This is a genomic window from Microbacterium sp. zg-B185, assembly GCF_030246885.1.
GTDB lineage: Bacteria > Actinomycetota > Actinomycetes > Actinomycetales > Microbacteriaceae > Microbacterium.
Genome location: NZ_CP126739.1, coordinates 2,988,509 through 3,000,364, shown reverse-complemented (window position 1 = coordinate 3,000,364; position 11,856 = coordinate 2,988,509). Strand labels below are relative to the sequence as shown.

Below are 11,856 nucleotides of genomic sequence, written 5' to 3'. Positions count from 1 at the left end.
CTTGTGGATGGTGCAAGAGCGCCCGGCCGGGCGGCGACGGAGTGGCACGTGGGTATCGACGACGTGGTGAACCAGGGCAAGAAGTTCCTCGAGGGGAACAAGGACAAGATCGAAGCGGCGCTCAAGTCCGACAAGTCGGAGGAGATCAGCGACAACGCGCTGAACGCCGCGGCGGGCTTCGTCAAGAAGGTCGCCCCGGACAGCGTCGACACGCACGTCGACAGCGTCCGCGAGAACGTCGACAAACCCGTCGGCAACGACACGTAGCGGCTCTGAGGGCCGCGCCGCCGAGGGTGCATGTCCCCGCTGCCGAGGGTGCGTGACCCCGCTGGCGAGGGTGCATGACCGCGCTGGCGAGGGTGCATGACCCCGCTGCCGAGGGTGCGTGTCCCCGCTGGCGAGGGTGCGTGAACCCCAGCCGGGCGTCCATTCCTCCCCAGCCGCCGCGATCCGCAGGCTATGCCGCGATTGCCCCGCGCCGACATCGTTCGGAGACCGTCGCATTCACCCTGGACGGATGGAATCCTTCGACGACGCTCTCGTCAGGTCGACGCAGCGCGACCCCGCGCCCACTCTGGGATTCACGCGGCTGCGCCGCGGCATCCATGTGAACGCCGAGGAATGGGCGGCGCAGCACGTGGACGGCCGCCAGCGGCTGCGCGCGCACGCGGTGGCGGCCAGTGCGCGGCGGCCACCGGTGTACTCGCACCTCACGGCCGCGGCGCTCTGGCACGTCCCCGTCTTCGGCAGCCGCGACACCCGCGCGCACGTCATCGAGCCCGGCGAGAACCCGCCCAAGTCCCGCGGGGACGTCGTGCGTCACAGCATCCCGCTGCCCGACGATGACGTCGTGATGCTCGACGGCCTCCTGGTCACGGTCCTGGACCGCACCGTGTACGACGTCATCCGCACGCTCCCTCCCGAGGGCGGGCTCGCCGCGTTCGATGCGGCGCTGCGTCGCGTCGCCTGGGACGACGCTGCGCACACGATCGATGCGGCTGCGAGCGATGGCTTCCGCGCCCTGGTGTGGCGCCGCATCTTCGCGAATCCCGGAGCGCGCGGCATCCGGCGCGCGCGGCTGCTGGCCGAACTTGCCGACGGACGGGCGCAGCTGCCGGGCGAGAGCGTCAGCCGCTACCGCATGTGGGAGCTCGGGATGCCGGCGCCCGACTTGCAGCGCCAGGTCATGACCGACCTCGGCTGGGCGTACCTCGACTTCGCGTGGCCGCGTCTGCGCCGGTTCGGGGAGTTCGACGGCGCGGTCAAGCTGGTGAACCCGGAGTTCACCCGCGGTCGCACTCCCGCGCAGGTCGTGCGCGACCAGCTTGCGCGACGCGCGGCGATCGAGAACGCGACCGGGTGGACCGGCATGAACTGGGGGATGCCGCAGCTCGACGATTGCGCGGCGTTCCTATCCGCCCTCACCGAACAGGGCTGGCCACGCGGGTACCGTCCGTAGCGGGGAGGTGCACTCTCGCGAGCGGGGGCATGCACTCTCGGCCGGCGGACATGCACCGGCGGTAGCCTGGGCAGGCACTCTCGGCAGCCGCAACAGGCACTCTCGGCAGCCGCAACAGGCACTCTCGGCAGCCGCAACAGGCACTCTCGGCGGCGCGCGGGAGCGCGACACACCGCGCGACACGCCCGAGTTTGCGACACGCCCGGGCTGCACGTAGAATAGTGAGGTTCCACATTCCGGCGGCCGTTCGCGTGCCCCGGATCACTGCCAGGGCAGTGCATAGGCGGCGCACACGCGCAGGGTCCTAGGCCGCAGGCAGCAGAGCAACACTTCCAACACCAGCATCCCGGCAACGGGGCGTGCCTCGCGTGCGCAGCGCCGGTGGGGGAGCCGGGGACGAAAGCCTCCGGTTTGACAGCAGAACAGTGGTGCAGCCTTACCGCGGAAACGCGGTGAGCGAAGTGCCAAGGACGAGGGATGACCCATCCCACGTCCCCGTGCGTCCAATGCGGCCCGGATCCCGGGAACGTAAGACGCGGAAAGAGAGAGAGCAGACAATGGCGGGACAGAAGATCCGCATTCGCCTGAAGTCGTACGACCACGCCGGCCTCGATTCGTCGGCCCGCAAGATCGTCGACACCGTGACCCGTGCTGGCGCGACCGTCGTGGGCCCCGTGCCCCTTCCGACCGAGAAGAACGTCATCGCGGTCATCCGGTCGCCGCACAAGTACAAGGACAGCCGCGAGCACTTCGAGATGCGCACCCACAAGCGTCTGATCGACATCATCGACCCGACGCCCAAGGCCGTCGACTCGCTGATGCGCCTTGACCTGCCGGCTGACGTCAACATCGAGATCAAGCTCTAGGACTCGCCATGGCAGACATCAACTCAAAGATTTCCAAGGGGATGCTGGGCACCAAGCTCGGCATGACCCAGGTGTGGAACGAGAATGGCAAGCTCATTCCCGTCACCGTCATCGAGCTCGCCCCGAACGTGGTCACCCAGGTTCGCACCCCCGAGCGTGACGGCTACAACGCGATCCAGATCGCCTACGGCCAGATCGACCCGCGCAAGGTCAACCAGCCGCAGACCGCCCACTTCGAGGCTGCCGGCGTCACGCCGCGCCGTCACCTGACCGAGGTGCGCACCGCCGACGCCGGCGACTACACGCTCGGCCAGGAGATCACCGCTGACGGCACGTTCGAGGCCGGCCAGCTGGTCGACGTCGTCGGCACCAGCAAGGGCAAAGGCTTCGCCGGTGTCATGAAGCGTCACAACTTCAAGGGCGTCTCGGCATCGCACGGTTCGCACCGCAACCACCGCAAGCCCGGCTCGATCGGCGCATCGTCGACCCCGAGCCGCGTCTTCAAGGGCATGCGCATGGCCGGCCGTATGGGTGGCGAGCGCGTGACCGTCCTGAACCTCACGGTGCACGCCGTCGACGCCGAGAAGGGTCTGCTGCTCGTCAAGGGCGCCGTCCCCGGCGCGCGCGGCCGCATCGTCTACGTCCGCAACGCAGTGAAGGGCTGAGACCATGGCTGACCAGAATCTCGCGCTCGACGTGCGAAGCGCCGACGGCAAGAAGGCCGGCTCGGTCGAGCTGCCCGCCGCGCTCTTCGACGTCAAGACCAACATCCCGCTGATCCACCAGGTCGTCGTCGCACAGCGTGCGGCGGCTCGCCAGGGCACCCACTCGACCAAGCGTCGCGGTGAGGTCTCCGGTGCCGGTCGCAAGCCGTTCAAGCAGAAGGGCACCGGTAACGCCCGTCAGGGCTCGATCCGCGCGCCGCACATGACCGGTGGTGGCGTCGTCCACGGACCCAAGCCGCGCGACTACTCGCAGCGCACCCCCAAGAAGATGATCGCCGCCGCCCTCCTGGGTGCGCTCAGCGATCGTGCCCGCGGGGAGCGTCTGCACGTCATCGAGTCCTTCGGCATCGAGGGCGCGCCCTCGACCAAGGCCGCTGCCGCGTACCTGGCCGACGTCGCGCAGACCAAGCGCGTCCTCGTCGTGATCGACCGCAACGATGAGATCACCGTCAAGAGCGTCCGCAACCTCGCGTACGTCCACGTGCTGCCGGTCGACCAGCTCAACGCCTACGACGTGCTCGTCTCCGACGACATCGTCTTCACCAAGGCTGCCTACGACGCGTTCATCGCGGCGAAGGCTCCCGCGACCGAGGAGGTCTCGGCATGACCGACCTGCAGACGTCCCTGAACAAGGACCCGCGCGACATCATCCTCAAGCCGGTCGTGTCGGAGAAGAGCTACGGGCTCATCGACGAGGGCAAGTACACGTTCCTCGTGGACCCCCGTGCGACCAAGACGGAGATCAAGCTCGCCATCGAGAAGATCTTCGGCGTCAAGGTCGCCGCGGTGAACACGATCAACCGCGTCGGCAAGGTCCGCCGCACCCGCTTCGGCGCCGGCAAGCGCAAGGACACCAAGCGCGCGATCGTCACGCTCAAGTCGGGAACCATCGACATCTTCACGGCAGTCGGCTGACGGTCGGGACGAAGGACACATAACCATGGCAATTCGCAAGTACAAGCCCACGACCCCCGGTCGCCGCGGCTCGTCGGTGGCGGACTTCGCTGAGATCACCCGATCGACGCCCGAGAAGTCCCTCCTCCGCCCGCTGTCCAAGACCGGTGGCCGCAACAACCAGGGCCGCATCACCACCCGCCACATCGGCGGTGGCCACAAGCGCCAGTACCGCGTGATCGACTTCCGTCGCAACGACAAGGACGGCATCGACGCGAAGGTCGCTCACATCGAGTACGACCCGAACCGCACCGCCCGCATCGCGCTGCTGCACTACGCGGACGGCGAGAAGCGGTACATCATCGCGCCGAACAAGCTGTCGCAGGGCGACGTGGTCGAGTCGGGTCCGTCCGCGGACATCAAGCCCGGCAACAACCTGCCGCTGCGCAACATCCCGACCGGTACGGTCATCCACGCCATCGAGCTCCGCCCCGGCGGCGGCGCGAAGATGGCACGCTCGGCCGGCGTCGGAGTGCGTCTGGTCGCCAAGGACGGCCCGTACGCCCAGCTGCGCCTGCCCTCCGGCGAGATCCGCAACGTCGATGCGCGCTGCCGCGCGACCATCGGCGAGGTCGGCAACGCCGAGCAGTCGAACATCAACTGGGGCAAGGCCGGCCGCAACCGCTGGAAGGGCATCCGCCCGACCGTCCGCGGTGTGGCAATGAACCCGGTCGACCACCCGCATGGTGGTGGTGAGGGTAAGACGTCCGGTGGACGTCACCCCGTGACTCCGTGGGGCCAGAAAGAGGGCCGCACACGTCACGCCAACAAGGAAAGCGACAAGTACATCGTCCGTCGTCGCAACGCCGGCAAGAAGCGCAAGTAGGAGTAGAGGAAGATGCCACGCAGTCTTAAGAAGGGCCCCTTCGTCGACGAGCACCTGCTTCGCAAGGTCGTCGTCCAGAACGAAGCGGGAACCAAGAACGTCATCAAGACCTGGTCACGCCGGTCGATGATCGTGCCGGCCATGCTCGGCCACACGATTGCCGTCCACGACGGTCGCAAGCACATCCCTGTGTTCGTGACCGAGACCATGGTCGGCCACAAGCTGGGCGAATTCGCGCCCACCCGCACCTTCCGCGGGCACGAGAAGGACGACAAGAAAGGCCGTCGCCGCTAGGCGACTGAGGAGGTAGAGAAATGGTGGAGTCAATCGCACGTGTGCGACACATCCGCGTGACCCCTCAGAAGGCTCGTCGTGTCGTCGCCCTCATCAAGGGCAAGCAGGCCCAGGAGGCACTTGCCATCCTGAAGTTCGCGCCGCAGAGCGCGAGCGAGCCGATCGCCAAGCTGGTAGCAGCCGCGATCGCGAACGCTCGGGTCAAGGCCGACAAGGATGCCGAATACCTGGACGAGCAGGACCTGTACGTGGCCAACGCGTACGTGGACGAGGGGACGACGCTCAAGCGTTTCCGGCCCCGCGCCCAGGGTCGCGCGTTCCAGATCAAGAAGCGCACGAGCCACATCACGGTCGTGCTCTCTACCCCGGAGGTCGCCGACACGGCTGCTGCTCCGGCTAAGACCAAGAAGGCGAGCAAGTAATGGGCCAGAAGGTAAACCCGTACGGCTTCCGCCTCGGCATCACCACCGACCACGTGTCGCGCTGGTTCTCCGACTCGACGAAGCCTGGACAGCGCTACGCCGACTACGTGGCCGAGGACATCAAGATCCGCAAGCTGCTGCAGTCGAACCTCGATCGGGCCGGCGTCAGCAGCATCGAGATCGAGCGCACGCGTGATCGCGTTCGCGTCGACATCCACACCGCCCGCCCGGGCATCGTGATCGGCCGCCGCGGCGCCGAGGCCGAGCGCATCCGCACCGACCTCGAGAAGCTCACCGGCAAGCAGATCCAGCTGAACATCCTCGAGGTCAAGAACCCCGAGGCTGACGCTCAGCTGGTCGCGCAGGGCATCGCCGAGCAGCTCTCCGCTCGCGTGGCGTTCCGCCGCGCGATGCGCAAGGGCCTGCAGGGTGCTCAGCGTGCCGGTGCCAAGGGTGTCCGCATCCAGGTCTCCGGCCGCCTCGGCGGCGCCGAGATGAGCCGTTCGGAGTTCTACCGCGAGGGTCGTGTGCCCCTGCACACGCTGCGCGCGAACATCGACTACGGCTTCTACGAGGCCAAGACCACCTTCGGCCGCATCGGCGTGAAGGTCTGGATCTACAAGGGCGACCTCACCAACAAGGAACTCGCTCGCGAGCAGGCCAACGCACCCAAGGCGCCCCGTGGTCGGGACGACCGTGGCGGCGACCGTCGGCGTGCCCCGCGCAACGATGCCCCCGTCGCAGAAGGAGCGTCAGCCTGATGCTTATCCCCCGCAAGGTCAAGTTCCGCAAGCAGCACCACCCGGGCCGCTCCGGTCAGGCGACCGGTGGCACCAAGGTGTCCTTCGGTGAGTACGGCATCCAGGCCATCACGCCCGCTTACGTGACCAACCGTCAGATCGAGTCCGCTCGTATCGCCATGACGCGTCACATCAAGCGCGGCGGAAAGGTGTGGATCAACATCTACCCCGACCGTCCGCTCACCAAGAAGCCGGCCGAAACCCGCATGGGTTCCGGTAAGGGTTCGCCCGAGTGGTGGGTCGCGAACGTCAAGCCGGGTCGCGTCCTCTTCGAGGTCGCCGGTGTGAGCGAGGAACTCGCTCGCGAGGCACTGACCCGTGCCATTCACAAGCTGCCCCTGAAGGCACGCATCATCAAGCGCGAGGAGGGCGACGCGTAATGGCGATCGGCACCAAGCAGCTCGCTCCGAGCGAGCTCGACACGTACGAAGACCAGCGCCTCGTCGAGGAGCTGCGCAAGGCCAAGGAAGAGCTGTTCAACCTGCGCTTCCAGTCGGCCACCGGCCAGCTCGACAGCCACGGCCGCATCCGTGCGGTCAAGCGCGACATTGCGCGGCTTTACACCGTCATCCGTGAGCGCGAGCTCGGCATCCGTGCCACTCCCGCTCCCGTGGAGGCGGCGACGAAGGCTAAGAAGACGAAGGCCAAGAAGGCGGACTCCGCCGACGCGGCCGTGAAGGAAGAGGCCGAGTAATGGCTGAGCCCACGAAAACCCCCGCGGCCCCCAAGAAGGCCGCGCCCAAGAAGACCGCTGCCGCGGCAGAGGTCGCGGCGCCCGTGGAGCCTGCCGAAGCGCAGGTCAAGGGTCACGAGTCCTCCGAGCGTGACGTTCGCGACTCCGAAGCCCGTGGCTACCGCAAGGCCCGCCGCGGTTACGTCGTCAGCGACAAGATGGACAAGACGATCGTCGTAGAGGTCGAGGACCGCGTCAAGCACCCGCTCTACGGCAAGATCATCCGTCGCACCTCGAAGGTCAAGGCCCACGACGAGGCGAACGCCGCCGGAATCGGCGACTTGGTCGTCATCAACGAGACCCGTCCGCTGAGCGCCACGAAGCGCTGGCGCCTGGTCGAGATCCTCGAGAAGGCCAAGTAGGCCTCGGCCTGCTTGGAACCCAAGGAGTAACAAGTGATTCAGCAGGAATCCCGCATCAAGGTCGCCGACAACACCGGCGCGAAAGAGCTGCTCACCATCCGTGTGCTCGGCGGCTCGAAGCGCCGCTACGCCGGACTGGGTGACACCATCGTCGCAACGGTCAAGGACGCGATCCCCGGCGGCAACGTCAAGAAGGGCGATGTGGTCAAGGCCGTCATCGTCCGCACCAAGAAGGAAACGCGCCGTCCCGACGGCTCGTACATCAAGTTCGACGAGAACGCCGCCGTCATCCTGAAGAACGACGGGGAGCCCCGCGGCACCCGCATCTTCGGACCGGTCGGCCGCGAACTTCGTGACAAGAAGTTCATGAAGATCGTCTCGCTGGCCCCGGAGGTCATTTAGTCATGGCGAAGATCAAGAAGGGTGACCTGGTTCAGGTCATCACGGGCGCCAAGCCCGAGCGTGGCGGAGACCGCGGCAAGCAGGGCAAGGTCCTCGAGGTCCTGGCCGAGCAGAACCGCATCATCGTCCAGGGCGTGAACTACGTCACCAAGCACACCCGCGTGGGCCAGACCCAGCGCGGGACCAAGACGGGCGGCATCGAGACCTTCGAGGCGCCCATCCACATCTCCAACGTCGCCGTCGTCGACCCCTCGACCAAGAAGCCGACCCGTGTCGGCCACCGTGTCGAGGAGCAGACGAAGGATGGCGTGAAGCGCACCGTCCGGGTGCGCTACGCGAAGAAGTCAGGCAAGGACCTCTGATGAGCACCAACACTGCCGCGCCGGCTGGCAAGATCCAGCCGCGCCTGAAGCAGAAGTACCGCAGCGAGATCGCGCCTTCCCTGCAGAAGGAATTCGGCTACGTCAACGTCAACCAGATCCCCCGGATCGTCAAGGTCGTCGTGAACACCGGTGTCGGCGAGGCAGCTCGCGACAGCAAGGTGATCGATGGCGCCGTCGACGATCTGACCAAGATCACCGGTCAGAAGCCCGTGGTGACCAAGGCCCGCAAGTCCATCGCACAGTTCAAGCTGCGCGAGGGTCAGGCCATCGGCGCTCACGTCACCCTGCGCGGAGACCGCGCCTGGGAGTTCCTGGACCGTCTCGTGTCGCTCGCGCTGCCCCGCATCCGCGACTTCCGCGGCCTGTCGCCGAAGCAGTTCGACGGCACCGGCAACTACACGTTCGGTCTGCAGGAGCAGTCGGTCTTCCACGAGATCGACCAGGACAAGATCGATCGCGTGCGGGGCTTCGACATCACCGTCGTCACCACCGCGAAATCGGATGCCGAGGGTCGCGAGCTTCTGCGCGGACTGGGCTTCCCGTTCCGCACCGAGGACGCACAGGCATAACCCATCCACCTCGAGCTCGACGGCCCCGGTCGTGGAGTAGCCCGCACAGCGGGCGCGTCGAGACACCACAGGTCGGCCGCCGCGTAACGGCGTACGAAACCTGGTGAACGAAGGAAACACACACATGACAATGACAGACCCGGTCGCAGACATGCTGACCCGTCTGCGCAACGCGAACTCGGCGCACCACGACTCCGTGTCGCTGCCGAGCTCCAAGCTCAAGACCCACATCGCGGAGATCCTCAAGCGCGAGGGCTACATCGCCGAGTGGAGCGTCGAAGACGCTCGCGTCGGACAGACCCTCACGCTGACGCTCAAGTACGGCCCGAACCGCGAGCGGTCGATCGCCGGCATCAAGCGCGTCTCCAAGCCCGGCCTGCGTGTCTACGCGCGCTCGACCGAGATCCCCACGGTTCTCGGTGGCCTCGGCGTCGCGATCCTGTCCACCTCCTCCGGTCTTCTCACCGACCGTCAGGCCGAGCAGAAGGGCGTGGGTGGGGAAGTCCTCGCCTACGTGTGGTGATCTGACATGTCGCGTATTGGACGTCTGCCGATCGACATCCCCGCCGAAGTGACCATCACGGTCGACGGTCGGAATGTCGCAGTCAAGGGGCCGAAGGGCGAGCTGGCGCTTGCCGTCGCGTCCCCCATCGAGGTCAAGGTCGAGGAGGGTCAGGTGCTGGTCACCCGTCCCGACGACGAGCGCGAGTCGCGTTCGCTGCACGGCCTGACCCGCACGCTGATCAACAACAACATCATCGGGGTGACCCAGGGCTACACCAAGGGCCTCGAGGTGGTCGGCACCGGTTACCGCGTTGCGCAGAAGGGCGGCTCGATCGAGTTCGCGCTCGGCTTCTCGCACCCCGTGCTCGTGGAACCCCCCGCCGGGATCACGTTCACGGTCGAGGGCAACAACAAGGTCACCGTGAGCGGCATCGACAAGCAGGCCGTCGGCGAGGCGGCTGCGAACATCCGCAAGATCCGCAAGCCTGAGCCCTACAAGGGCAAGGGTGTGCGCTACGCCGGCGAAGTTGTGCGGCGCAAGGCCGGAAAGAGTGGTAAGTAACCATGGCTGTTAAGACGAAGTCCGACGCGCGCGCGCGTCGTCACGCCCGCCTTCGCAAGAAGGTCGTCGGCACCGAGGCGCGCCCGCGCATGGTCGTGACCCGTTCGGCACGCCACGTGTTCGTGCAGGTCGTCGACGATGCCAAGGGTCACACCGTGGCCTCGGCATCCACCCTCGAAGCGGACCTGCGTGCGTTCGATGGTGACAAGACCGCCAAGGCTCGCAAGGTCGGCGAGCTCCTCGCCGAGCGCGCGAAGGCCGCCGGCGTCGAGGATGTCGTGTTCGACCGCGGTGGCAACCGCTACGCGGGCCGTGTCGCGGCGATCGCCGATGGCGCCCGTGAAGGGGGACTGAACCTGTGAGTGATAACAAGGAGACCGAAGTGGCAGTTTCTGCCGATCAGACGGCGCCTGCTGCCGCCGCGACCGACGCACCTGCGGCGGCCGAGGCTGTCGCTGCTGCCCCCGAGCGTGAGCGCGAGCCCCGCCGTGGCGGCCGCGAGCGCAACGCCAACCAGCGTGACCGCGGGTCGCGGGATGCCGACAAGAGCCAGTTCCTGGAGCGCGTCGTCACCATCAACCGCGTCTCGAAGGTCGTCAAGGGCGGTCGTCGGTTCAGCTTCACGGCTCTGGTGGTCGTGGGCGACGGAAACGGCGTCGTCGGCGTCGGCTACGGGAAGGCTCGCGAGGTTCCCCTCGCGATCTCGAAGGGTGTCGAAGAGGCCAAGCGCAACTTCTTCCGCGTTCCCCGCGTCGGCCTGACCATCCCGCACCCCGTCCAGGGTGAGGCTGCCGCCGGTGTGGTGCTGCTGCGTCCCGCCGCGGCCGGTACCGGTGTCATCGCCGGTGGTCCCGTGCGTGCCGTGCTCGAGTGCGCCGGCATCCACGACGTCCTGTCGAAGTCGCTCGGTTCGTCGAACACGATCAACATCGTGCACGCGACCGTCGCGGCCCTGAAGATGCTCGAAGAGCCCCGCGCGGTCGCCGCGCGTCGCGGACTCGAGTTCGACCAGGTCGCCCCCGCCCGTCTCGTCCGCGCGGAGGCAGACGCCGCCGCCGCAGCGAAGGTAGGTGCATGATGGCCGCCCGGCTGAAGGTCACGCAGACAAAGTCCAAGGTGAGCGAGAAGCAGAACCAGCGTGACACGCTGCGCAGCCTCGGTCTGAAGCGGATCGGCGACTCCGTCGTCCGTCCCGACGACGCGCAGACGCGCGGTTACGTCAAGACCGTCGCTCACCTCGTGAAGGTTGAGGAGATCGATTAATGGCTGACAAGGCTGAGAAGAAGGACGCCGTCGAGGCGGAGGCGAAAGCCACCAAGGCGACTGCTCCCAAGAAGGCTGCGGCAGCCAAGGCCGACAAGCCCGCTGCCGAGAAGAAGGCGCCCGCGAAGTCGGCCGCCTCCGACAAGGCGGACACGGCTGAGAAGGCCGCGCCCAAGGCGAAGGCCGCGCCCAAGAGCACGCCGAAGGCGGATGCTGCGGCATCCCGCCCCGGTGTGCTCAAGGTGCACCACCTGCGTCCGGTCCCCGGAGCCAACACCGCCAAGACCCGCGTGGGTCGCGGTGAGGGCTCCAAGGGCAAGACCGCCGGTCGCGGCACCAAGGGCACCAGGGCGCGCAACAGCGTCCGGGTCGGCTTCGAGGGTGGGCAGATGCCCCTCCACATGCGCACTCCCAAGCTGCGCGGGTTCAAGAACCCGTTCCGCGTGGAGTACCAGGTGGTCAACCTCGAGAAGCTGGCCGAGCTCTACCCCTCGGGTGGCGACGTCACCATCAGCGACCTCGTCGCCAAGGGCGCGGTTCGCAAGAACGAGAAGGTCAAGGTGCTCGGCGCCGGCGACATCGACGTGAAGCTGAACGTTTCCGTCGACAAGGTCTCCGGCTCTGCGGAGCAGAAGATCGTCGCGGCGGGCGGATCCGTCAAGTAGTCATACCCGGTGGGGGTCGGAGCGAGCTCCGACCCCCACTGCGTTACCCTGGGAGTTGATGCGCCCT

22 protein-coding genes are annotated in these 11,856 nt (G+C 67.1%); all 22 read left to right on the top strand.

Annotation, left to right across the window (positions count from 1 at the left end):
* Positions 1 to 48 precede the first annotated feature (48 nt).
* Complete coding sequence (locus QNO12_RS14360; RefSeq protein WP_257501485.1) at positions 49 to 267, top strand: Rv0909 family putative TA system antitoxin; 219 nt, start codon at positions 49 to 51, stop codon at positions 265 to 267.
* Between the two features lie 250 nt (positions 268 to 517).
* The gene (locus QNO12_RS14355) at positions 518 to 1,459 is read left to right on the top strand and encodes a hypothetical protein (RefSeq protein WP_257501486.1); all 942 of its coding nucleotides are present in this window, start codon (positions 518 to 520) and stop codon (positions 1,457 to 1,459) included.
* Between the two features lie 557 nt (positions 1,460 to 2,016).
* A complete protein-coding gene (gene rpsJ / locus QNO12_RS14350; RefSeq protein WP_116648288.1) occupies positions 2,017 to 2,325 on the top strand; it encodes a 30S ribosomal protein S10 in 309 nt (102 codons plus the stop codon).
* An 8-nt stretch (positions 2,326 to 2,333) separates the two neighbouring features.
* Positions 2,334 to 2,990, top strand: a complete 657-nt coding sequence (gene rplC / locus QNO12_RS14345) for a 50S ribosomal protein L3 (protein ID WP_257501487.1) — start codon at positions 2,334 to 2,336, stop codon at positions 2,988 to 2,990.
* A gap of 4 nt (positions 2,991 to 2,994) precedes the next feature.
* The gene (rplD, locus tag QNO12_RS14340; protein WP_257501488.1) at positions 2,995 to 3,657 is read left to right on the top strand and encodes a 50S ribosomal protein L4; all 663 of its coding nucleotides are present in this window, start codon (positions 2,995 to 2,997) and stop codon (positions 3,655 to 3,657) included.
* A complete protein-coding gene (gene rplW / locus QNO12_RS14335) occupies positions 3,654 to 3,965 on the top strand; it encodes a 50S ribosomal protein L23 (protein WP_257501489.1) in 312 nt (103 codons plus the stop codon). Before rplD ends, rplW begins: the two co-directional genes overlap by 4 nt.
* Before the next feature lie 25 nt (positions 3,966 to 3,990).
* Positions 3,991 to 4,830 carry a 50S ribosomal protein L2 gene (rplB, locus tag QNO12_RS14330; protein WP_257501490.1) on the top strand — a complete coding sequence of 280 codons (840 nt, stop codon included), beginning with the start codon at positions 3,991 to 3,993 and terminating at the stop codon, positions 4,828 to 4,830.
* Positions 4,831 to 4,842: 12 nt separating this feature from the next.
* The gene (gene rpsS / locus QNO12_RS14325; protein ID WP_257501491.1) at positions 4,843 to 5,124 is read left to right on the top strand and encodes a 30S ribosomal protein S19; all 282 of its coding nucleotides are present in this window, start codon (positions 4,843 to 4,845) and stop codon (positions 5,122 to 5,124) included.
* Positions 5,125 to 5,144: 20 nt separating this feature from the next.
* The gene (gene rplV, locus QNO12_RS14320) at positions 5,145 to 5,546 is read left to right on the top strand and encodes a 50S ribosomal protein L22 (RefSeq protein ID WP_257501492.1); all 402 of its coding nucleotides are present in this window, start codon (positions 5,145 to 5,147) and stop codon (positions 5,544 to 5,546) included.
* Entirely contained in the window at positions 5,546 to 6,307 is a 762-nt protein-coding gene (gene rpsC / locus QNO12_RS14315; RefSeq protein WP_257501493.1) for a 30S ribosomal protein S3, read from the top strand. The genes rplV and rpsC overlap by 1 nt, the downstream gene beginning before the upstream one ends.
* Positions 6,307 to 6,726 carry a 50S ribosomal protein L16 gene (gene rplP / locus QNO12_RS14310; protein WP_257501494.1) on the top strand — a complete coding sequence of 140 codons (420 nt, stop codon included), beginning with the start codon at positions 6,307 to 6,309 and terminating at the stop codon, positions 6,724 to 6,726. The genes rpsC and rplP overlap by 1 nt, the downstream gene beginning before the upstream one ends.
* Entirely contained in the window at positions 6,726 to 7,040 is a 315-nt protein-coding gene (gene rpmC, locus QNO12_RS14305) for a 50S ribosomal protein L29 (protein WP_257501495.1), read from the top strand. The genes rplP and rpmC overlap by 1 nt, the downstream gene beginning before the upstream one ends.
* An 83-nt stretch (positions 7,041 to 7,123) precedes the next feature.
* Complete coding sequence (gene rpsQ / locus QNO12_RS14300; RefSeq protein ID WP_257501503.1) at positions 7,124 to 7,441, top strand: 30S ribosomal protein S17; 318 nt, start codon at positions 7,124 to 7,126, stop codon at positions 7,439 to 7,441.
* Positions 7,442 to 7,474: 33 nt separating this feature from the next.
* Positions 7,475 to 7,843, top strand: coding sequence for a 50S ribosomal protein L14 (gene rplN, locus QNO12_RS14295; RefSeq protein ID WP_257501496.1), 369 nt, complete (start codon positions 7,475 to 7,477; stop codon positions 7,841 to 7,843).
* A 2-nt stretch (positions 7,844 to 7,845) separates the two neighbouring features.
* The gene (gene rplX / locus QNO12_RS14290) at positions 7,846 to 8,205 is read left to right on the top strand and encodes a 50S ribosomal protein L24 (RefSeq protein WP_257501497.1); all 360 of its coding nucleotides are present in this window, start codon (positions 7,846 to 7,848) and stop codon (positions 8,203 to 8,205) included.
* The gene (gene rplE / locus QNO12_RS14285) at positions 8,205 to 8,795 is read left to right on the top strand and encodes a 50S ribosomal protein L5 (protein ID WP_257501498.1); all 591 of its coding nucleotides are present in this window, start codon (positions 8,205 to 8,207) and stop codon (positions 8,793 to 8,795) included. Before rplX ends, rplE begins: the two co-directional genes overlap by 1 nt.
* A 124-nt stretch (positions 8,796 to 8,919) precedes the next feature.
* Positions 8,920 to 9,318: a 30S ribosomal protein S8 gene (gene rpsH / locus QNO12_RS14280; RefSeq protein ID WP_257501499.1), complete on the top strand. Its 399-nt coding sequence runs from the start codon at positions 8,920 to 8,922 to the stop codon at positions 9,316 to 9,318.
* Between the two features lie 6 nt (positions 9,319 to 9,324).
* Positions 9,325 to 9,861 (top strand): 50S ribosomal protein L6, encoded by a 537-nt coding sequence (rplF, locus tag QNO12_RS14275; RefSeq protein WP_257501500.1) that lies wholly within the window; start codon positions 9,325 to 9,327, stop codon positions 9,859 to 9,861.
* Positions 9,862 to 9,863: 2 nt separating this feature from the next.
* Positions 9,864 to 10,223 carry a 50S ribosomal protein L18 gene (rplR, locus tag QNO12_RS14270; protein WP_257501501.1) on the top strand — a complete coding sequence of 120 codons (360 nt, stop codon included), beginning with the start codon at positions 9,864 to 9,866 and terminating at the stop codon, positions 10,221 to 10,223.
* The gene (gene rpsE, locus QNO12_RS14265; RefSeq protein WP_374113573.1) at positions 10,220 to 10,939 is read left to right on the top strand and encodes a 30S ribosomal protein S5; all 720 of its coding nucleotides are present in this window, start codon (positions 10,220 to 10,222) and stop codon (positions 10,937 to 10,939) included. Before rplR ends, rpsE begins: the two co-directional genes overlap by 4 nt.
* On the top strand, positions 10,939 to 11,124 hold the full coding sequence (gene rpmD, locus QNO12_RS14260; RefSeq protein ID WP_039402995.1) for a 50S ribosomal protein L30: 186 nt from the start codon (positions 10,939 to 10,941) through the stop codon (positions 11,122 to 11,124). The genes rpsE and rpmD overlap by 1 nt, the downstream gene beginning before the upstream one ends.
* Entirely contained in the window at positions 11,124 to 11,789 is a 666-nt protein-coding gene (gene rplO / locus QNO12_RS14255; protein WP_257501502.1) for a 50S ribosomal protein L15, read from the top strand. Before rpmD ends, rplO begins: the two co-directional genes overlap by 1 nt.
* Positions 11,790 to 11,856: the final 67 nt, after the last annotated feature.